Annotated in this window: 15 protein-coding genes and 1 pseudogene; 9 read left to right on the top strand and 7 right to left on the bottom strand. The window is 59.4% G+C overall.

Going from position 1 to position 21,366, the window contains the following annotated elements; all coding sequences use genetic code 11:
* Nucleotides 1–54: 54 nt before the first annotated feature.
* From GH722_06325 to GH722_06305, 5 genes are read left to right on the top strand one after another with little or no spacing between them, the layout of a single operon-like run.
* A complete protein-coding gene (locus GH722_06325; protein ID MRG71373.1) occupies nucleotides 55–750 on the top strand; it encodes a TetR family transcriptional regulator in 696 nt (231 codons plus the stop codon).
* Nucleotides 747–2,684, top strand: a complete 1,938-nt coding sequence (locus tag GH722_06320; protein MRG71372.1) for a TRAP transporter fused permease subunit — start codon at nucleotides 747–749, stop codon at nucleotides 2,682–2,684. Before GH722_06325 ends, GH722_06320 begins: the two co-directional genes overlap by 4 nt.
* A 43-nt stretch (nucleotides 2,685–2,727) precedes the next feature.
* Nucleotides 2,728–3,711 (top strand): TAXI family TRAP transporter solute-binding subunit, encoded by a 984-nt coding sequence (locus tag GH722_06315; GenBank protein MRG71371.1) that lies wholly within the window; start codon nucleotides 2,728–2,730, stop codon nucleotides 3,709–3,711.
* Between the two features lie 49 nt (nucleotides 3,712–3,760).
* Nucleotides 3,761–4,633 carry an amidohydrolase family protein gene (locus tag GH722_06310; GenBank protein ID MRG71370.1) on the top strand — a complete coding sequence of 291 codons (873 nt, stop codon included), beginning with the start codon at nucleotides 3,761–3,763 and terminating at the stop codon, nucleotides 4,631–4,633.
* Between the two features lie 53 nt (nucleotides 4,634–4,686).
* Nucleotides 4,687–5,403 (top strand): spermidine synthase, encoded by a 717-nt coding sequence (locus tag GH722_06305; GenBank protein ID MRG71369.1) that lies wholly within the window; start codon nucleotides 4,687–4,689, stop codon nucleotides 5,401–5,403.
* An 11-nt stretch (nucleotides 5,404–5,414) separates the two neighbouring features.
* Here the strand turns inward: GH722_06305 and GH722_06300 are convergent, their stop codons facing one another.
* From GH722_06300 to gcvA, 3 genes are read right to left on the bottom strand one after another with little or no spacing between them, the layout of a single operon-like run.
* Entirely contained in the window at nucleotides 5,415–7,607 is a 2,193-nt protein-coding gene (locus GH722_06300) for a cyclic nucleotide-binding domain-containing protein (GenBank protein MRG71368.1), read from the bottom strand.
* Between the two features lie 46 nt (nucleotides 7,608–7,653).
* A complete protein-coding gene (locus tag GH722_06295; protein ID MRG71367.1) occupies nucleotides 7,654–8,343 on the bottom strand; it encodes a hypothetical protein in 690 nt (229 codons plus the stop codon).
* A 9-nt stretch (nucleotides 8,344–8,352) separates the two neighbouring features.
* Nucleotides 8,353–9,267, bottom strand: coding sequence for a transcriptional regulator GcvA (gene gcvA / locus GH722_06290; protein ID MRG71366.1), 915 nt, complete (start codon nucleotides 9,265–9,267; stop codon nucleotides 8,353–8,355).
* A 128-nt stretch (nucleotides 9,268–9,395) separates the two neighbouring features.
* Between gcvA and GH722_06285 the strand changes: the two genes are divergently transcribed.
* The 4 genes from GH722_06285 to GH722_06270 all read left to right on the top strand — a co-directional run bounded on the left by GH722_06285 (nucleotide 9,396) and on the right by GH722_06270 (nucleotide 16,311).
* On the top strand, nucleotides 9,396–9,566 hold the full coding sequence (locus GH722_06285; GenBank protein ID MRG71365.1) for a hypothetical protein: 171 nt from the start codon (nucleotides 9,396–9,398) through the stop codon (nucleotides 9,564–9,566).
* A 158-nt stretch (nucleotides 9,567–9,724) separates the two neighbouring features.
* The gene (mutS, locus tag GH722_06280) at nucleotides 9,725–12,397 is read left to right on the top strand and encodes a DNA mismatch repair protein MutS (protein MRG71364.1); all 2,673 of its coding nucleotides are present in this window, start codon (nucleotides 9,725–9,727) and stop codon (nucleotides 12,395–12,397) included.
* Entirely contained in the window at nucleotides 12,394–13,410 is a 1,017-nt protein-coding gene (locus GH722_06275; protein MRG71363.1) for a hypothetical protein, read from the top strand. Before mutS ends, GH722_06275 begins: the two co-directional genes overlap by 4 nt.
* 81 nt (nucleotides 13,411–13,491) lie before the next feature.
* Nucleotides 13,492–16,311, top strand: a complete 2,820-nt coding sequence (locus GH722_06270; GenBank protein MRG71362.1) for a [protein-PII] uridylyltransferase — start codon at nucleotides 13,492–13,494, stop codon at nucleotides 16,309–16,311.
* Nucleotides 16,312–16,442: 131 nt separating this feature from the next.
* On the opposite strand, the gene GH722_06265 is transcribed toward GH722_06270, so the two are convergent.
* The 4 genes and pseudogenes from GH722_06265 to GH722_06250 all read right to left on the bottom strand — a co-directional run bounded on the left by GH722_06265 (nucleotide 16,443) and on the right by GH722_06250 (nucleotide 21,365).
* On the bottom strand, nucleotides 16,443–18,665 hold the full coding sequence (locus tag GH722_06265) for a S8 family serine peptidase (GenBank protein ID MRG71361.1): 2,223 nt from the start codon (nucleotides 18,663–18,665) through the stop codon (nucleotides 16,443–16,445).
* Nucleotides 18,662–19,798 (bottom strand): AAA family ATPase, encoded by a 1,137-nt coding sequence (locus tag GH722_06260; protein ID MRG71360.1) that lies wholly within the window; start codon nucleotides 19,796–19,798, stop codon nucleotides 18,662–18,664. The genes GH722_06265 and GH722_06260 overlap by 4 nt, the downstream gene beginning before the upstream one ends.
* 215 nt (nucleotides 19,799–20,013) lie before the next feature.
* Nucleotides 20,014–20,626, bottom strand: a pseudogene (locus GH722_06255) (DDE-type integrase/transposase/recombinase).
* 73 nt (nucleotides 20,627–20,699) lie between these two features.
* Nucleotides 20,700–21,365 (bottom strand): glutathione S-transferase family protein, encoded by a 666-nt coding sequence (locus tag GH722_06250; GenBank protein ID MRG71359.1) that lies wholly within the window; start codon nucleotides 21,363–21,365, stop codon nucleotides 20,700–20,702.
* Between the last annotated feature and the right edge of the window lies 1 nt (nucleotide 21,366).

Below are 21,366 nucleotides of genomic sequence, written 5' to 3'. Positions count from 1 at the left end.
GATTTCTGTTGACGCCGCCTGCTGTTTGTACGTATGACCAATTAAAGGAAACAAATGACCAGAAAAACAGAACGGTCGTCCAAATTGGAAAAACCATCAACACGTGACGCGATTCTCGACGCCGCAGAGACCCTGATGTCTGAGCGCGGATTTCATGCTGTGGGCATGCGGGAGATTGCGCGAACTGCCGGAATTAACCTGGGTGGCGTCACCTATCATTTTGGCACAAAGGAAAACCTGCTGGCGGAAATCTATGCCCGTCACACCCGGCCCATGAACCAGCGCCGGCTGGATATGCTGGCGGAGGCGGAACGGATTTCTGACCCGGACGACCGGCTGCTGGCGATCATCCGGGCCTTTGTGGTTCCGGCCTTTTCATCGCGCTCGGATATTGCCGGTGGCGGTGCCCGCTTTACCCGTCTGCGGGCCATTCTGTCCATGGAAGGCAATGAGGCTGCGAAACGGATCATCGCCGAATCCTTCGATGAGACCAGCAGCGCCATTATCGATGCGATTGGCCGCTGCGTGCCGGATGCAGACCGGGGCAGCATCGTCTGGCGCTGTCATTTTCTGCTCGGCGCTCTCTATTACGCGCTGGTCAGCAATGACCGGATCGACCGGCTGGCAAAAGGGGCGACATCGGGCAGCGATCACGAGCGGGCAATTGACGAACTGGTGCGCTCCTCTGCGGCTTCGCTCAAGGATCTCGCGGGTTCAGCCCGCTCGGGCGACAAGGACCACGCCGCATGACGGTGAGAGACAGCGAGACGATGACCACGGGCAGCGCGCTGGCAGGCAGGCTTGCAACGGCCTGCGCCTTCCTGATGCCGGTCCTGTGTATCCTCTGGAACATGGACGCGCCGACCCGCATCGGCATTTCCATTCTGACCGAACAGTTCCTCGCGATGGAACTGGGTCTTGCCATCGCTGTGCTGTATCTGACCTCCGGCTTCCGGGGCACCCATCAGGCACCGGGCCTGCTGAATATCCTGCTGGGACTTGTCGGTCTTGCGACCCTGACCTATGCCGCCGTCGCCTTTCCGGCCCTGCTCGGAGAGATCGCCTACCGTCCGGTGAGCCTGACCATCATTGGCAGCGTTGTTGTGATGCTGGTGATGGAAGGGGTTCGCCGGGGCTCCGGCTGGACAATCTTCGTGATCGTCATGATTTTCATTGTCTATGCCCTGCTGGCCCACCGGGTTCCCGGCCCGCTTGTCGGTCGCGAGATGAGCTATATTCAGCTTGTTCAGTATATCGGTTTTGATCCCAGTGCCGTGTTCTCGACGCCACTCACCGTGGGGGCGGTGATTGTGGTGTTGTTCGTGTTCTTTGGCCATCTGCTGTTCCGGGCCGGTGGCGGTGAATTCTTTACCGATATCGCGCTCGCCCTGACCGGTCGCAGCCGTGGTGGTGCGGCCAAGATATCGGTGGTTGCCTCGGCCCTGTTCGGCTCGATTTCCGGCAGTGCGGTCTCCAACGTGGTTACCACGGGGGTCATTACCATTCCGCTGATGCGCCGGGGCGGCTACAGCCGGACCGATGCCGGCGCAATTGAAGCCATCGCCTCAACCGGGGGTCAGCTGACACCGCCGATCATGGGGGCTGCGGCCTTCCTGATGGCTGAATTCCTGGATATTTCCTATATGACGGTCGCCGCGGCCGCGCTGTTGCCGGCGATGCTCTATTACCTCAGCGTCTTTGTGCAGGTTGATCTGATCGCCGCCCGTGACGGGATCGAGGTGGTGGATCAGGATGTGCCGGGAATCCGTGAGGTACTGGTCTCCGGCTGGCATCTGGTTCTGCCTTTCGTGATACTGATCGGTGCCCTGTTCGGCCTGCAGACCGATCCGGAAACGGCTGCCCTCTATTCTGCTGTTTCCATCATTATCGTGGGTGCGATCCGGCCCTATCGGGGCAATCGCATCACCTTGTCCGGGCTGGTCGCGGTCTGTGTGGAGACCGGCAGGTCGATGGTCAATCTGCTGCTGATCGTCGCCGCAGCCGGTTTCATCATCGGTATCCTGAATGTCACCGGTCTGGGCTTTGCGCTGACCCTGATGCTGGTCGACAGTGTCGGGAACAATCTGGTTCTGATTCTGGGCATATCGGCGGTTATCAGCATCATTCTCGGTATGGGGCTGCCGACCTCCGGTGTTTATGTGCTGCTGGCTGCCCTTGTTGCGCCGGCCATTGTCGAAGCCGGGGTCGATCCGCTGGCGGCGCATATGTTCATTCTCTATTTCGGCATGATGTCGATGATCACGCCGCCGATTGCCCTCGCCGCCTTCGCGGCCTCCGCAATCTCCAAGGCGGATGCGATGGCAACCGGGTTTGCCGCAATGCGGATCGGCTGGGCCTCCTACATCATTCCCTTCATCTTTGTCGGCACGCCAACCCTGCTGATGATCGGATCGACCGGGGATATCGCCGTTGATCTCGGCAAGATGGTACTGGGGGTAGTCGCAACCTCTGTTGCCGTGGTCGGATTCTTTACCCGGCGGCTGGGAACGGTCATGCGGGGCGGCATCATGGTTCTGGGTCTGGCCAGCCTGCCGCTGGGTCTTGCCGGGCCGGGCTGGACGACAATCAACCTCATCTCAATCGCGGTGCTTCTTGTTCTGCTGACCGTCGAATTTCTGGCGGGCCGGCGCGAACGGGCTGCGACTGTTTCCGGGGCTTCATGAGAATGCCTCAAATCAACAAACAAAATAACGGGAGAGAAACGACATGAACAAACTGATGATCCTTGGCGCCGGGCTGCTGTCCGGACTGATCGCCAGCACCTCCATTCAGGCACAGGTCGTGGGTATCGCCACAGGCGCGCAGGGCAGCCTTGGCTATAACACCGGTCAGGCGGTCGCGAAGGTTGCCAATCAGGTGGGTGGCATTACGGCCCGCACCCAGCCCCTCGCCGGAACGGCAGCCTATATGCCGCTGATCAACCGGGGCGAAATGGACTTCGGTTTCTGCAACGCTGTCGAAGCCGATTATGCCCTGAACGGAACGGGTAACTTTGACGGTACGGCCAATCCTAATCTGCGGATGGTCGGCGTCATGTTTCCGCTGCGCACCGGCCTGATGGTCCGCGCCGATTCCGGTATCCGGACGATTGCTGATCTGAAGGCACGGTCGAAAGACCTGCGGATTGCCTCGGAATATACCGCTTCGACGATCATCAAATATTACATCGAAGGCGCGCTCGCCAATGGCGGCATGACCTATGACGACTTCAAACAGGTACCGGTGTCGAACTTTGTGAAGGGCATGTTCGCCCTGGGTGACGATCTGGTGGATGTGACCCTGATCAGCCTGAATTCCGCCGCCGGTAAAAAGGTTGATGCGCAGCTCCGTTCCAACGGCGGCATCCAGTATGTCTCACTGGATTCATCGCCGGAAGCAGAGGCGCGCTTCAAGAAGTTCCTGCCCGCCGCCAGCATTATCTCCATGAAGGCGAACGACAAGATTCCGGGCCTTGGTGAAGCGGCCAATATTGTCGAAATCCCCTGGGTCATGGTTACTCACAAGGATGCGTCGGAAGAACTGGTCTACAACATGACAAAGGTCATCGCGGAAAACTTCGACAAGCTGGGTGCGTCCTTCGGTGCGTTCAAGCGCGGCAAGTCGGCGGCAATGGCTCCGGCCAGCGTCGTCGAATATCACCCCGGCGCCCTGCGCTATTTTGCCGAAGCCGGTATCAAGGTCGGCAAATAGCCTGCTGACCCTTCGCCCTGACTGAAAATCTGAACCGAGGACACTGACTGTGGTTTCACCTGGCTATCTGGCGTTTCACCCCGATCCGAAAAAACCGGATATCACCCTGCCCGATCTGGCATGTGACAGCCATTGTCATGTCTTCGGCCCGGCCGATGTCTTCCCCTATGTGCCGACCAGCAGCTATATCCCGGTCGATGCTCCGAAGGAGACTCTGTTCCAGCGCCATCGGTTCCTTGGCTTTCAGCGTTCTGTCATTGTGCAGGCCAGCTGCCATGGCACCGATAACAGCGCCATGGTTGATGCGCTGATCGCCGGTGGTGATGCCTATCGCGGCATCGCCATCGTGCGCCCGGATATCGACATGGCCGAACTGGAGCAGCTGCATGAAGCCGGTGTGCGGGGTGTACGCTTCAATTTTGTCAAACGCCTGAAAGCTGCACAGCCGGTTGAGGTGCGTCGTGCGATCATCGAGAAGATAGCGCGGCTGGGCTGGCATATCGTTGTCTATTTCGAGACCGAAGACCTGCCGGGCATCGAGGATTTTCTGAAGGAGGTCCCGATACCGGTCGTGATCGACCATATGGGCCGTGTGCCTGTCGAAGGCGGGCCGGACTCCGAAGCTTTTGTCCGGCTGGCTTCGCTGATCGACGGGGATGACAAATTCTGGATCAAGGTCAGCGGCTCCGAACGTCTGTCGGCTGCCGGTCCACCCTACAGCGACGTCGACCGGATCGCCCATGCACTGGTTGCCCTGAAACCGGACCGCGTGCTCTGGGGGACCGACTGGCCGCATCCGAACATGAAATCCCATGTGCCGGATGACGGCCTGCTGGTTGACCGGCTGGGGGTCATTTGCCCTGACCCGGCCGACCTTCAGCGGTTGCTGGTGGATAACCCGGCGGCACTGTACTGGCGCTGAAACCGTGTTAGCCTCCGTCTCTGGCCGCATCCTCCGGGTCAGAAGGGAGCGCCATGAGCCGTCTGTTTGAAGAACTCGACTATCGCGAAACGCCAATCGGGCCGGTCAGTCTGCGCCGCCGCCGGGTGATGGCGCTGGATGTGGATGTCTTCGAGATCATCCTTGGCGACGAGCATCTGATGTCGAGCCTGTTCACCGCGTCCGAGATCGCGCTGGCGGATCTCGGACTGGCAGCCATTGAGGGCGATCATCTGGACGTGCTCGTCGGCGGTCTTGGTCTGGGCTATACGGCGCGGGCCGTGTTGCAGAATGACCGCGTCGCTTCCCTGACAGTGATTGAACATCTCGATGCGGTGATCGACTGGCACCGGTCCGGTCTGCTGCCGCTGGGGCCGACCCTCACCGGCGATGACCGCTGTCGTCTGGTTTCAGGTGATTTTTTCCGCCTCACTGCCTCAGCCGATGGTTATGATGCCGGTCAGCCGGGCCGCCGCTTCAACGCCATTCTGGTGGATATCGATCATGCGCCGGACTTCTTCCTGAACCCGGCCAATGCTTCCTTCTATACATCCGAAGGCCTGTCCGCCCTGTCCCGCAGGCTGCAACCGGGTGGCGTCTTCGGTCTGTGGTCGAACGACCCGCCGGACCCGGCCTTTACCGCTGCACTGGCAGAAGTCTTCAGGACTGCCGTGGCAAAGCCGGTCACTTTCGCCAACCCGCTGCAGCAGAATGCCGAGGTTACCCAGACCGTCTATCTGGCAACTGTGTGAGAGGCGCGGCGCTAGCGTTCCAGTTCCCGCAGGGTAGCGGAGGTGGCGGCGAGGCGTTTGGAGAGTTCCCGTGACAGGCCGCGGACAAGTGCCAGTGCCGTCGCCGGGTTTTCCCGGCAGACAGCTTCGAAATCGGTCGCGGTGAGCCGGTAGCAGACGGCGGCGATATCAATGACGATATCGGCGGTGCGGGCGGTATCTCCCAGCACGCCCATCTCACCGAGCACGACACCGGGCAGGTAAGTGGCCAGCCGCACGGCGCGACCATCCGGCAGGGTTTTCAGCACCGATGCCTGACCGCTGGCCAGAATATAGATGGCATCACTGCGATCTCCCTCAACGATCAGCCGGTCACCGGCATTGTAGGATTCGCGATGCAGGCGGCCCGCGATCAGATCGAGCGCCGCAGGGTCCAGTGCGAGGAACAGATCGAGGTCTTTCGGGGCCAGAACCTGACGGCTGGCCGGGGCGTCACCGCTGTCAGACAACAACTGGTTTTCGGCTGCGGTCAGGGCGCTGTCGAAATCCTCGAACAGGCGGCTGTCATCTTCAAACGCCATATGGCCTGCTTCCCGGATCATGGCACGTCCGGAATGGCTTTCGCTGAGACCGGCCAGCAGCAGCCGGACCCCGTCGCGTGACAAATTACGGTCAATCTGGGCCAGGGCTGCCGCGCCGGTGGAATCGATGCTGGTGATGCGTCGCAGATCAAGGATCAGGGTGCCTGTCTCCGGGGCATGCTGATCAACCGCAACCATCAGCGAGTCGGTGGCACCAAAGAACAGGGGCCCCTGAAGCGCCAGAATGCGGATTTTGTGACCATCGTTTTCCAGCCGTTGCAGGTCGCGGAGCGGGCGGGCGACCCTTGAGCGGGTGCTGCTGCCGTCGAAGGCCCGGTGAACAACCGTGCGGCTGGCGGTCTGCAGATGCGCCAGCAGGGAAAGCGCCATGCCGACCCCGACGGCAATCACCAGGTCGGACAGGGCAACCAGCAGGGCCACGGTAATCACGATGAACAGGCTGCCTCCGATTTCCCGGCGAATGGCGGGATCGCGGGTAGTGGTCCAGCCGCGGATCAGTTGCCCGGTCCAGCGATCGACCACGCCCAGCGCGATGATCAGGATCATGCCGGCGACGACAGCTTTCGGCAGCCAGGCCATCACCGGGCCCGCACCAAACCCCACTGCGGCCAGAAGACCGGCGACAAGCAGGGCGGTGCGCCGGCCATGGCCACCTGCGGACAGGGCGGCGCGGGTATAGGGAACCGTGCCGCTCGATGTCATGCCGCCCAGCGCGCCGGAGAACATATGAGCCAGTCCCTGCGCCCGCAGTTCGCGTCCGGAATCGTGACGGCTGCCGGTTTCGCTGTCGATGGCTGTCGCTGACAGCAATGTCTGGATGGCGTTGATGACAGCCAGTGACAGGGCCGTCGACAGGATAACGGCCAGCAGGCCGGTTGTGGCCGGACCGGTGAACAGGGCCGGAATCTGCGTAATGACCAGCGTCAGCCGGATGGCTTCTCCGCTTTCGCCGATGACGCCGCCCATATTCAGCGCGGGCCAGAACATGAGGCCGAGATGATAAAGGCCGGAGCCTGTGACCAGTCCGACCAGTGGTGCCGGCAGCCCCGGCATTCTGGCCCGGCTGATAATCATGACGATGATGGTCAGGGTTCCCAGTATCAGCGCGCCGGGATAGATTTGCGACGGATCATGGATGACGGCAGCCATACCGCCGGAAATCCCGGTCAGGGCCGGGAATTGGGACAGCACGACCAGAATCGCCAGCCCGTTGAGGAAACCGGCAATAACAGGTTGGGGCACGAATTTGACGAAACGCCCGAGGCCGGTTGCCCCCAGCGTGAATTCAAGAGCGCCGGATAATATGACAGCTGCGAATATCGCGAGGATTATCTGCCCGTCGCTGAGGTCGGTTCCCGCCGTCATCAGTTGTGTACAGGCCCCGGCAAGGATGGCGGCTACCGCCGTCTTGGGGCAGGCGAGATGAAACCCGGATCCGCCAGTCAGCGCCAGCGCGACAATCGATATAACAGCGGCAATGAACGCAGCGGCAATGCCGGCCGGCAGCCATTCGGCCCCGAGCGGTGCGAAGATCACCACGCCGGAGGACAGCACGGCAGGCAGTATGGCGGCAGCCCCGGTCAGGGCGCCTTTCAGGTCATTCAGGATAGCGGGTGATGTCACGTCAGATCCTTGCAGACGGGGCGCATGTCAGATTGATCATACAGGATCAGCCGTCTTCGGCGATCCGGTCTTCCAGTGCCCTGATCCAGAGAGGGTCAGGTATTTCACCCCGTGCATGGCCAATACGGGCATGATCGAGCGCCTTGCGATAATCGCCCATCCGCCGGTAGAGAATTGAAAGTGCCAGATGAACATTTGGTACTTCCGCATCCAGTACCAGCGCCTGCTGAAACGCGACCACGGCTTTTTCGTCTTCCCGCTGATCGGCCAGCAGACGACCGTAATGCATGCGGAGCGCCGGATCATTCGGCTGCCGGTTGATGGCGGCGACAAGTTCCTGGCGGGCCAGTTTCGGCTGATCGTCACGGTAATGGCGGATCAGGGCAAAGCCTGCGGCGATGGTCGGACTGTCCGGATCCAGAACCCAGGCACGATTGAGCAGGGATGTCGCCTCATCATATTTGCGGATCAGCAGTCTTTCCCAGCCCAGTCTGGCAAAGGCGTCGGCGGCCTGCTGGCTGGTCAGGCCCCGCTCCGCCGCATTGGCGGCAACCTGTCCGGTAAAGGCTTTCAGTTCGGCGTCGCCCGGCGCACCCAGCCGGACAGCACGGTCATCAAATCCGTCTGATGTTGTCGTCTGACAACCGGCCAGCAGCAGGGCACAGACAATCAGGAGAGGGCGCAGGATCAACATGTCCCATCCTAACCCGGTCAGCCGGTCTGCCGTCAATCGCATCCTGATATCTCAGCAGGCCAGATCACTTGCGGCCTCTTCTTCAATCCATTCGATGAAGGCGGCAATGACCGGGTCATCCCTGCGGTCGCGCTCACAGACGATGGAAAAAACCAGCCCTGTCGACAGATCGATATCAAACGGGGCGACCAGTCGCCCGGTGCGCAGGTCATTGACGGCCAGCCTCCGCCGCCCCAGTACAACGCCGCCGCCGCCGATTGCCGCATCAAGGGCATGATCTGCATGGCTGAAATCCGGCCCCCGCAGGGGGTTGATTCCGGTGACACCGGCCAGGCTCAGCCACTCGATCCAGCCCGGTGCTCCTTTGATCTGCGCCATGGATTCGTCACGGATCAGGGTATGCCCGGCCAGATCGGCCGGGGTTTGCAAGGGTCTGGGGCCACGCAGCAGTTCCGGACTGCACATCGGTGTCATGGCTTCCTCGAACAGGATGGTCCGGTGCAGGCCGGGATAGGGCCCGGGGCCGAACCGGATGGCGACATCAATACCTTCCTGTCCGAAATCCAGCAGGTTCATGGTTGCGGCCAGCCGTATTTCGATATCCGGATGGCGTTCCATGAAATGGACAAGACGCGGGGCCAGCCATTTTGCGGCGAAAGCCGGACCACAGGTCACGACCATCACGTTGCTGGTCCGTCCGGGTTTCATGATGGCGGTCGCTTCGCGGAGTTTCTCGAACCCCTCACGAACCTTCGGCACGGAAAGCTGGCCGATTTCGGTCAGCAGAATCGACCGGTTGCGTCGTTCAAACAGCTTCACGCCGAGGATATCTTCGAGGTTTCTGATCTGATAACTGAGCGCAGCCGGTGTGACGTTCAGTTCATCCGCTGCCCTGGCGAAACTGAGGTGTCTTGCCGCAGATTCAAAGGCGCGAAGGCCATTCAGGGGTGGTAAACGATCAGGCATTTCAGACAAAAATATTTTAACTGAAACACAAGATTAACCCGTTTGTCGCGGAACGCAATCAGGTCCACATTCAGGGCAACAGAAATGCCGGACCCTGATGTGTCTGGTAACCAGAAAGGATCATTATCATGACCTACAGAAACGGACTGATGACCGCAGCGCAGCTTGAAGAGCTGATGGCACGCGGCCGCCGGGAACGCTCAGAAGCATTCCGGGCTTTCTTCTCCCGCCTGTTTTCCCGGATCAGCGGGCTTCTTCACCATGATCGCGCACCGGGCGGAAAACTCGGCGCTGCCTGAACCACCCGAAGGCAGGTCTCCCATGACTGCCTGACACCTCCCGGGGGCTCACGGCCTCCTGCGGCGAATCTCACCAGATTGAGGTTCGCCGCTTTCTTTTGACGGTTCGGGGTGACGCCGTGGTTGCGAGCGCCCGCGCAGACTGCAATATCTTGGGCATGAGCCCAGACAGCAGCACCAGCAAGGCGGAACCAGCCGCCGCCACGCCGATGATGACCCAGTATCTCGGCATCAAACAGGCCCATCCGGACTGCCTGTTGTTCTATCGTATGGGTGATTTCTACGAACTGTTCTTTGACGACGCGGTGGCCGCATCTGCGGCGCTGGATATCACGCTGACCAAGCGGGGCAGTCATGACGGTGCGGATATCCCGATGTGCGGGGTGCCGGTCCACAGTCATGAGGGTTATCTGTCGAAGCTGATCCGCAAAGGCTTCAAGGTCGCGGTTTGCGAACAGACCGAGGCCCCGGAGGAGGCACGCAAGCGCAAGGGTAACAAGCTGGTGGCCCGGGACGTGGTGCGTGTCGTCACGCCGGGCACCCTGACAGAAGACAACCTGCTGGATGCGCGCAGCCATAACTATCTGGCTGCGCTGGCCGATGCGCAGGGTAAGTTCGGCCTGGCCTGGGCGGATATGTCGACCGGCGACTTCCAGACCGAACCTGTTACGGCGGCAGGTCTGGCGGCTGCACTGGCGCGCATTGCGCCCGGTGAACTGATCGTACCGGACCGGCTTTACGGGCGCGAAGAGCTGCGTGATGTCATGGATGACAGCCACGATATTCTGAGCCCGCTGCCCGGTTCCCGTTTTGACAGCGCCGGAGCTGAGCGCCGGATGCTGGAATGTTTCAATGTCCGGGCGCTGGATGCTTTCGGTGACTTCTCCCGGGCTGAAGTCGCGGCTGCCGGGGCGCTGATTGACTATCTCGACCTGACCCAGAAAGGCCGGATGCCCCGGCTTGGCATGCCGAAGCGTCAGGCTGCCGGCGCGGCAATGGAAATTGATGCGGCAACGCGGCGCAATCTGGAGCTCACCCGCACCCTTGGCGGCGACCGCAGCGGCAGTCTTCTGGCCACCATTGACCGCACGATTACCGGCCCCGGTGCCCGTCTTCTGGCCGACCGGCTGGCGGCACCACTGACGGATGCCGCCCGGATCGAAGCCCGTCTCGACGCGGTTCAGTTCTGCCTGACGCAACAGCGCCTGCGTGAAGACCTGCGGGCGGCCCTGAAACAATGCCCGGATATCGAGCGCGCCCTGTCGCGTCTGCTGCTGGGGCGCGGTGGCCCGCGTGATCTCGCGGCAATCCGTGACGGGCTGACGCAGGCTGTCGGTATTGCGGCAGCCCTGCCCGCGGACAGCCTGCCCGCTGAATTGCAGCAGGCCTGCCTGTCGATCGGCGACCATCAGGCACTGATTACGCAGCTGACTGATGCGCTGGCCGAAGACCTGCCGGTGAATGCACGGGATGGCCGCTTCATATCCCGCGGGTTTTCAGCCGAGCTTGATGAACTGATTGTCCTGCGTGATGAAAGCCGCCGGCATGTGCTGGAACTGGAGGCGGGATACCGGGAACTTTCCGGTGTCACCAATCTGCGGATCAAACACAATAATGTGCTGGGCTACTTCATCGAGGTTTCGGCGAAGGCGGCGGACCAGATGCCGTCAGACGGCCCCTTCATCCATCGGCAGACGCTGGCCAGTGCCGTTCGTTACAGCTCGGTCGAACTGGGTGAGCTGGAAGGCCGGATTTCGCAGGCCGCCGACAAGGCACTGGCGCTGGAGCTGGAAGTCTTTGACCGGCTGATTGCGGCGGTGACCGCGGAAGCCGATGCAATTTCCGGCGCGGCGCGCAGTCTGGCTATCCTTGATGTCTCGACCGCACTGGCGGAACTGGCCGAGGACCGGCGCTATAACCGGCCTGTTGTCGATGACAGCCGCGCCTTTCGTATCGAGGCGGGTCGTCATCCGGTGGTCGAAGCTGCACTGGCGGCGTCCCAGGAAGGGGCGTTCACGCCGAATGACTGTGATCTGGAAACCGATGCCCGGCTCTGGCTGCTGACCGGCCCGAACATGGCCGGTAAAAGTACCTTCCTGCGGCAGAATGCGCTGATTGCGATCCTGGCGCAAACCGGCTCCTACGTTCCGGCAACGACGGCCCATATCGGCATTGTCGACCGCCTGTTCAGCCGGGTCGGTGCTGCGGATGATCTGGCGCGGGGCCGTTCCACCTTCATGGTCGAGATGGTGGAGACGGCGGCCATCCTGAACCAGTCCGGGGAACGGGCGCTGGTTATTCTGGACGAGATCGGGCGGGGCACGGCGACGTTTGACGGGCTGTCGATCGCCTGGTCCGTGGTCGAACATCTGCATGAGGTCAATCGTTGCCGGGGGCTGTTCGCGACCCATTACCACGAACTGACGGCGCTGAAATCGCGGCTGGATTTTCTGGCCTGTCATTCCATGCGGGTGAAGGAATGGAATGGCGACGTGGTGTTTCTGCATGAGGTCATGGCCGGTGCCGCTGACCGTTCCTACGGTATTCATGTTGCCCGGCTGGCGGGCCTGCCGGCGGCCTCGATTTCCCGCGCAGAGGAGGTTCTGCGCAGCCTCGAAGCCGGTGACCAGTCCGGGGCGGTGACCCGGCTGGCAGAAGACCTGCCCCTGTTTGCCGCGATGGCCGAGCGCCCGAAGGCGGGGATGGTGGCCTCTGGCGAACCGGATCCGATCCGAGGCAGGCTGCGGGAAATCAACCCTGATGAACTGACCCCGAAAAGCGCCCTTGATCTGCTGTACCGGTTGCGTGCTGAAGCCGACGGGGAACCGTGAGCCGGGCGCTCCGCTATGTCGCGGCCTTGCCGGTCTGGGGTGATTTCTATTGCGATTTCTTCCTGAAGGCGGGTCTGCCCAGCCTGCTTCAGCCGGGCAACCTGCCCGCCTTTGCGACGCCTGAAACCTTTACGGCGCTGGTCTATACCCGTCCGCAGGACCTGCCGGTATTGGCCAGCCATCCCCTGATGAAACAACTGGCCCGGTTCTGTGATGTCCGCTTCAAGGCGCTGCCTGAGGATATCGGGGAATTTTCTGTCGCCGCTGACGGTATCCGGCAGAAGCTGAGCATCATGTCGCGCTGTCTCGAAGTGGCGATCCGGGCGGCAGAGGACGACCCGGATCTGGTAGCCCTGTTTCCGCTGGCCGACCTGATCTATGCAGATGGCACGCTGGGAGAAATTGCCCGGCGCATGGCGGACGGGGTACGGGCTGTCGGTGTTGTCACCCCGCATGTTACCTGTGAGGCGATACTGGAGACGGCAGCGCCGGAGCTTGCGGCGGTTCTGGCAGCGCCGCGAGAGCTGCTGCGCTTCACGCTGGATCACGCACACCCTTCATTCCGGCGTCAGTTCATCGACAGTCAGCCATTCAGTGGCCGCCCCAGCCAGTTCTATGTTTCCGCCGGCGCGGCGGGTTTTGTCGGCCATGCGTTACATCTGCATCCGCTGGCTGTGCGTCCTGTGGTGCGGGTTAATCAGCTCAGTGCCAGTATCGATACAGACTATTTTTTCTCTGCGGTGCCCGGAGTTTCTGATCGCAGCGTCATTGATAACAGTGACGACGCCCTGATTGTTGAATGCTCGCGGTCGGCCTATCTGGCTGATCTGCCGGACTGGCCTGCCTTCAGTGAGGCGCGCCTGGCGGCATGGGTCAATGCACTGAAACTGGTTCCCGGGCAGCGCGACATGCTGGCGACGGTGGTGAGGTTTCATCTTGATGAGGCCGCGGAAAACATGGCCCGTGCCGAAGCACAATCCCGGGCCATTGCGGGTAAACTCTGCCGGCCCTGACTGGCAGCCTGAAGCCAGCCCTCGTCATTACGGGTGGCAGGCATTATGTTTGTCAGGATTGAATTCATAATGGAATGACAGATGCTCGCCCCGAAGGTTCGCAGACGGAAAGAGATTATTGATCGCCGGAAACTGGTGGTCGAGCTGGAAGCACTGGTTGGTGAGGCGAATGCCCGCAACGTTATTCTTGCCCGTCTGAAAGAGGCGCTGGAAGCGGGGGAAGCAGAAATTGAATCCCGTTTTCTGGACCGCAAGATGACCGGGGTCGAGGCGGTTGCCGGACGTTCCTACATGATTGACCAGCTGGTGCGGATCATTCATGACATTGCCGATCAGCATGTCTATTCCGCCGGTTCGCGCACCACGTCGGATCTGCTGACCATCATCGCAGTCGGCGGATATGGCCGGAACCGGCTGGCCCCGCAATCTGATGTCGATCTGCTGTTTCTGCGCGCCTACAAGGACGCGCCCCGGGTCGAACAGATTGTCGAATATATCCTTTATATGCTGTGGGACCTGGGCCTGAAGGTTGGCCAGGCGACCCGCACCATTGTCGAATGCATGCGCTATGCGACGGACGACCTGACCATCCGGACCTCGCTGCTGGACGCGCGCTGGCTGTGGGGTGATCAGGAACTCTATCATGAACTGCGAGACCGGTTTCAGACCGAAATCGTGCTGAAAACCAGATCGGAATTTGTCGCCGCCAAACTGAAAGAGCGCGACGACCGGCATGACCGGCTGGGTGATTCCCGTTATGTGCTGGAACCGAATATCAAGGACGGCAAGGGCGGTCTGCGTGACCTGCAGACGCTGCGCTGGATTGGTCGTTATATCTATAACACCGAGGATGTCCGGGAGTTGCAGGATTGCGACGTCATTGATGCGACGGCGGCCCGGAAGTTCGACAAGGCGACGGACTTCCTGTGGACGGTACGAATGCATCTGCACATGATCGCAGGCCGTCCGGAGGAGCGACTGACCTTTGATGTGCAGCCGGAAATCGCGGCACGCATGGGCTACAAGGATCATGCGGGTGCGGCGGCGGTCGAGCGCTTCATGAAGCACTATTACCTGATCGCCAAGAATGTCGGCGATCTGACACGGATGATCTGCGCCGTGCTGGAGGAACGCCACAAGCCGAAACGCCGGCTGCACCGCCGGGTGATCGACAAGTTCCGCCGCCAGTCACAGGAAATCGCCGGTTTCCGGCTGAATGGTGACCGGCTGACGGTTGAGGATGATGCGACGCTGCGGGAAGAGCCGGTGAATATCATCCGCTTCTTCAATATTGCCGAAAAGCACGGGCTGGATATCCACCCGGACGCGCTGCAGGCCATCAACGAGAACCTCAAGCTGGTGAATGGCAAGCTGCGCAGCAATGAAGAGGCCAGCCGTCTGTTCATGGAGATACTGACGTCGCCCCGTGATCCGGAACAGGCATTGCGCTGGATGAATGAATGCGGTGTTTTTGGCCGCTTCCTGCCGGATTTCGGGCGGGTCGTTGCGCAGATGCAATATGATACCTACCACGTCTACACGGTTGATGAGCATACCATCCGCGCGATTGGCATGCTGCACCGGATCGAGCGTGGTGAGCTGAAAGACGAAGTGCCGATTGCGAGTGAGGTCATCGGCAAGATCGATTCCCGTCAGGCGCTCTATCTGGCGGTTCTGCTGCATGATATCGCCAAGGGGCGGGGCGGCGACCATTCGGAACTGGGTGCGGATCTGGCGCTGAAAATCGCCCCGCGCATGGGGCTGAGCCCGGCGGAGACGGAGACCGTTGCCTGGCTGGTCCGGCATCACCTGCTGATGAGTGCGACGGCCTTCAAGCGCGATATCGATGACCCGAAAACCGTTGAGGACTTCATGACGGTGGTGCAGTCGCCGGAACGGCTGAAACTGCTGCTGATCCTGACCGTGGTGGATATTCGCGCTGTCGGACCGAATATCTGGAACAACTGGAAGGCGGTTCTGCTGCGCCGGCTGTATTATGCCTGCGACGACATGCTGTCCGGCGGTCTGACCATTGAAAACCGGGATACGCGGGTTGAACGTGCCCAGCAGGCGGTGCGCGAAAATCTGTCGGGGTGGAGCGACGCAGACTGGGATGCGCTTGTCGACAAGTCCTACCCGGCCTACTGGCTGGCTTTCCCGCCGGACGCGATTATCCGCCATGCCCGGCTGATCCGCGATGCCGACCGGGACGCGGTGCCGCTGACGATCACGCACCGGCATGACAGTTATCGCGGCTCGACGGAACTGACGGTCTATGCGGCAGATCATCCCGGCCTGTTTTCCCGTATTGCCGGGGCGATTGCGCTGAAAGATGCAAATATCGTCGATGCCCGGATTGTCACCATGGCAAATGGCATGGCCCTCGACAGTTTCTGGATTCAGGATGATGACGACCGGATGTTCGATAATCCGAAGCGGCTGGCCCAGCTGACGGTTGCCATTGATGAAGCGATTGCCGGTGAAGGCAAGGTGGTGGCCGAACTGGCCAAACCGCCGGTCATCAAAAGCCGCCGTGATGTCTTCAAGGTGCCGACGCGGGTGATGATTGATAACTCCGCCAGCAACAGCCGCACGGTGATCGAGGTCAACGGACGTGACCGGCCGGGCCTGCTGTATGACATTACCTCGGCGCTGACTGAGCTGGGCCTGTCGATCAACTCCGCCCATATCACCACTTATGGTGAGCGGGTGGTCGATGTGTTCTATGTGAAAGATGTGTTTGGTCTGAAAGTTGAATCGGCAGCCAAACTGAAGAAGATCCGCGAGCGCCTGACCAAAGCTGTCGATAACGGCAAGACCCGCGACCGCAGCAAGCCTGCCGCCAAGCCGGCCGGTACCCGTCCGAAGCGGCGGAAGACCCCGGCCGCAGCCGCGGAGTAGCCGTCGCTGTCAAACCGGTGATGTGATTTCTAGCGCTCCCGGACCAGTTGATGTCTTACGCACGAGCTTCCTGGATACCGCCCGGATGGACAACCTATTGAAACCTCATATCTAGATGCTCGAAGCTGCAATCAAACGCGAACCGGAATTTCGATTGTCGGTCGAATGGGTTCTAGGACTGTTGCATATTCGCGGACAATCTGATCGTAAAGATCGACCGCATGATTGGCCTGGATGGTGATTGCCATCGCATAATCCAACGGCTTGGTAGAACTCGATTTACCGCTTTCGGTTCGGGCGTTGTAATGAATGTCGAAGCATGGCTTACTCAGACTTGATCCGCGAAACCGACGCACCGCATGTAGGCAATTTTCCCATTTTGCGGCATCTCTCCGCAACTCTTCTTCGGTCATTCCTTTGACTTGGTCTCCAAAGAATGACTTCGTGTTCGGATGAGCTTGCCTCGCATTTTTGAATTTTCTGTCATGTGGCCGGAACGCGACATCTAAGCCTGCCCGCGTATAGTTGCTTGGATGGTGCGGATCGACATGGGATTTGTAGCAAAGAGTTGCTTTGATCGTTACGAATCCACGGATCGTCTTGTTAGGCATGGGCACTTGCACCCGCATATACTTGGCCGGATTGATGGAGCCCTGATAGACAATCCGAACGGCATCATCGTCACATAAGACGATGTCGGAAATATCACGGGCATTACGTCCCCATCCGATTTCAAGCCGGGAATGGTCGCTCGTTTCTGCTTGGTGAATGAGCAAAGTTCTTATCGCCAACATATTCAGTGAATCGCCGAAATGGGCACGAACCCCTGCGCCCATCCGCAACACACTAGGGGCTGCGAACGATGTCCCGCCTGTCGGGTCGAAGGACGGCGTGTCTCCCTCACTAAGAACTAGGAATGGTCTTTCTGTCGAGCCCCCAAACTCAACCAAATCCGGCTTTACAAGGCCGGGGCTGCGGCCAGGGCCGACCGAACTGTACGGCGCTCGCGCCCAGCCTGACGACGGCGTGTCGCAGGCCCCTATGGAGAGTGCATTCACACAATCGGCGGGAACCTGAACCCTGTTCAAGCCGAGCGTGGCATCACCTTCACCATCATTTCCTACAGCAATCGTTGCAAGCGTGTCATTCTCCGACAGCCGGTCATCCAACACGGCGGTCCATGCATGAACATCGTCATCTTCGATAGGAAGTTGCGGGCCAAGGCTGATGTTGACGAACTGATAGCTGGACTTTGCCAGGACAGAATCAATTCGGGAAAGAACTTCATAAAGTTCATGTGGGTCTAGGCCCGGTTCATCATCCAATACCCGATAGTGATCGACGTTGGCAAAAGGTGCTGGCAAGGGATCTTTCGGGTTTAAATGACCGAACAGGAACGCCGAACTGACACCCACACCATGCTTAAGATAGTCTCCAACAGGTGCGCCGACGCCGGGCGCATCGATGGGCGTCACCCAACTTGTTACGGGATGCGTATCCGGCACGCCGCCATCGAATATGGCAACTTTCAAATTGGGATCGACCGCGCCTTCTGCGGGCAACGTGACGGGCTGCGGATGGACCGCCGAGGCTCTGATCGTTGGTCGGAGCATCCGAAGGCGGGGCATTTCACGGACGGCCCTCACGAGCGAAAATTGTGCTATGTCGGAGATGGCATCTGCCGGAGCATCAAGCTCAACGAACATAAGGCCTCCGGCGGCGAATTGATTCCCAAATTCAAACGCCATCCCCAAATATTCGAGATATTCTTGGAGCCCGCCGATCACTATGCCGTCATGTTGCGCGCTCTGGCTCTGAGTGTGCATAACGACTTCCATCACGGCCATGCCATCAGAAACCGCTCCTTTAATTTTGCTTTCTGGACGGGGCGCGGCGATATCCTCGATAGATGCCAGTTCATCTTGAATGCGTTCCGCAGGCATCCAATTGCCGAAGTTAACGCTCCATTCAGATATGGTGCTTCTTCGAGCAACTGCAAAAAGTTCTGTTGTTACGGTCTCTTCCGCTTTTCTGCCTCGCGATCTCTGCGCCGGTGTAATGCGGCGTGGACGACTCCCCACAACGGTTAAGCCGACCTCGCGTAGCAACTCACTCGGAAAGTATGACTTGGCGATATATTCAGGGTTGAGAGTTAGTGAAACAACCGCAAGATCATTTGGGCACGCTTGAGGGGGGAGAGTGTCTATTTCTTTGCTCGCTACAGAAAGCCGCCCGGTGAGCCGCCCCCTCGCTTCATGAAAAGTATAGGGCGGCTCCTTCGGCCCACCGCTAGGGGGCATGACTATAGAGTCTGTCAGCCTCTCGCCTTTGCCGAGTAGAAAGTTTTGTTTCATTTCACGGCCTCCCTATCATTCGTCATCTTGTTTGATGGTTTTGCCATGTGTTTGCGTATGGTGTCGCGAGAGACGCCGGTAAGTTGTTGAGCGTCCCTTTGAGAGAGAAGACCGAACGCAACCAAATTTACGGCAAGGTCAACGGCGTCTTTTTTCTGCAAGCCATCCGTTCGCAGCAATTTCCCCAAATAATATTCAAGACCGTTCCCATTCAGAGCGGCGTACCGGCGGGCAGATCGAATTCCGCTTTCCAAATCGCTGTATGAGGCTCCTTGCAGAGCGAGAGAGAGTACAGAACCCCATTTCGAAGCGTTTTCGGAGAAGTCGGCCAACTGATCTTCGACGAATCGGGCAGCGGCTTCTTTTGATGGCATCGGGAAATCAATCTTCGCCTCAAACCGCCGCCATATTGCCGGGTCGAGCAATTCAGAGTGGTTAGTGGCAGCTACCAACAAGCCGCTTGCGGGCCAGTCGTCCAACTGCTGTAGAAGGACAGTCACTAGTCGCTTGAGTTCTCCTATCTCGCCCGTGTCATCGCGCCGCTTCGCAATGGCGTCCAATTCATCGAGCAAAAGGACACAGTCAATGGACTTCGCGTAATCTAGAACATGCCTGAGATTCGAACCCGTGCGCCCGAGGTAGCTGCTCATCACTGCCGCTAAATCCAGTATCAATAGCGGACGCTTCATCTCGCGAGCCAACCAACGTGCGGCCATAGTTTTGCCAACGCCTGGCTTGCCGGTAAAAAGAACGGTCCGCGTTGGCTCTAATCCCACATCACGAAGGGCATCAACTCTTGATCGTTCGCCGACAAGTTGGCGTAACACGTCTACGACCAAGTCTGAAAAAACGGGCTCATGATCCAGCACAGGCGCGTCCTCGATCCGCAATAATTGGAACCTGGAATCAAGATCGACTGGTAGAGGTTGGGTAGACTCTTTTCGCAGCGGCGAAGACCTTGTTGGCGACTCGCGGAGTAGTGCCATCAACGAGTCCGCCAGCTCGGGACGTCCATCACGGTATTGCTTTATGAGCCGATGAATTACGACTTGGATGTCTTGGGCGCGCCCAGTCAGTGCGATCCGCGCCAGTTGGACGAAGTCTTTTTCCTGAATTTGCTTTTTTGTCGCCATTGGCCCAGCTCCTTGAGATTCAAAAAGAATCTTGTACAGAGATATGGACTAGTTATCAAATCTAAAATTAAAAATCGCCCATACTTGTTATAATTAATTGTTTTTATTAATATTCTTGATGGACTAATTTATCGCATTTTGGCGTTTGTGTCGCATTTTGGCGTTTTGAGCGAATCGAAGGTCGTCTATCGCAAGAGCCACTAGCTGTGCATGTTCTATAGGTTGCTCCGGTTGGCGTTGAGCCACCGGATTGGAGGGACGAAGTTTATGCCTCCGTGTGGTCGGTGCCAATTGTAGTCATGAAGCCAGAGAGGCAGGTCGTAGGCGCGTGCATTAGGTCCCATTCGCAGATTGCCGTTTGATGAAGCGTTCCGTCTTGCCGTTGGTTCCAGCCGTATATGTTTGGTGCGGATGTGCTTTATACCAAGGTCGCGGCATACAGCTGCGAAGGCCTTTGACTTGTAGCAGCTGCCGTTGTCGGCCATGATTCACTCTACCTTGGTCCCAAGGTGCTCATAAAAGGCGATGGCTGTCTTGAACGCAGCGATTGCGCTAACGGTTTTCTCATTAGGAAAAATGCCGGAAGTCGCGATGCGGCTGTGATCGTCGATGTGATGTGGACGTACTCCCAGCCGACGCTACGGCTAGTCGGTCCGTCAGACCGTCCTCGCCTTCGTCGACGAACTGGCGGACCCACTTCGCGGCTGTCTTTGCTGTTACACCGAAGGAGACATCGGCAGCTGCAAAGGAGCAACCATCTTCGAGCACCGCGCGGGCGAGTTCGGCTCGACGGATGGGTGTTAGGTGGGCATTCTTGTGGATGTTCATTCGGGCGCTCTTGGACCAGTTGATGTCTCACAACACCAGCTTCCGGATAGACCAACCTAATGAAATCTCACAACTAGAAATCCAGATCGGTGTAATGTGCGGGGGGTGGCAGGCCGGGGATCAGGTCGGACAGCAGAGGCCGGAAAGACGGGCGGCTTTTCACCCGCGCATACCAGTTCTTTGCTTCCGGGTAATCTGACCAGGGCACATCTCCGAGATAATCGACGCAGGACAGCTGTGTTGCTGCGGCGATGTCTGCGATGCTGAAGGCGTCCCCGCCAAGCCAGCGCCGGCGGTCACTGAGCCAGGTGATGTATTCCAGATGCTGATGCAGGTTCGACAGTCCGGCCCTGATGGCCGCGCTGTCTGGCTGGCCGAGACGCAAAAACCGCTTCATGACCTTCTCGCCAACCAGCTGGTCGTGAACTTCTTCCTGGAATTTACGGTCAAACCAGTCGGTGAGCCGCCGCACTTCTGCCCGGTCGCCCGGGGCTGCCGGCAGCAGGGGCGGTTCAGCAATGCTGTCTTCGAGAAATTCGGTGATGACCGTATGGCCGCAGACGGGTGTTCCATCCTGTACCAGAACCGGTACCTCACCTGCCGGATTGACCGCCAGAAAGGATTCCCGCCGTTCCCATACCGGTTCGACCGTCATCGAGAAGGTGATGCCTTTTTCTGAAAGCGCCACGCGGACCTTGCGGCATTGGGCGGACAGCCAGATGTGGTGAAGCATGTGCATG

The sequence above is a fragment of the Alphaproteobacteria bacterium HT1-32 genome (genome assembly GCA_009649675.1).
In the GTDB taxonomy this organism is placed as follows: Bacteria; Pseudomonadota; Alphaproteobacteria; order Rhodospirillales; family HT1-32; genus HT1-32.
The sequence above is the reverse complement of the archived record's forward strand: the minus strand, read 5'-3'. Positions and strand labels throughout refer to the sequence as shown.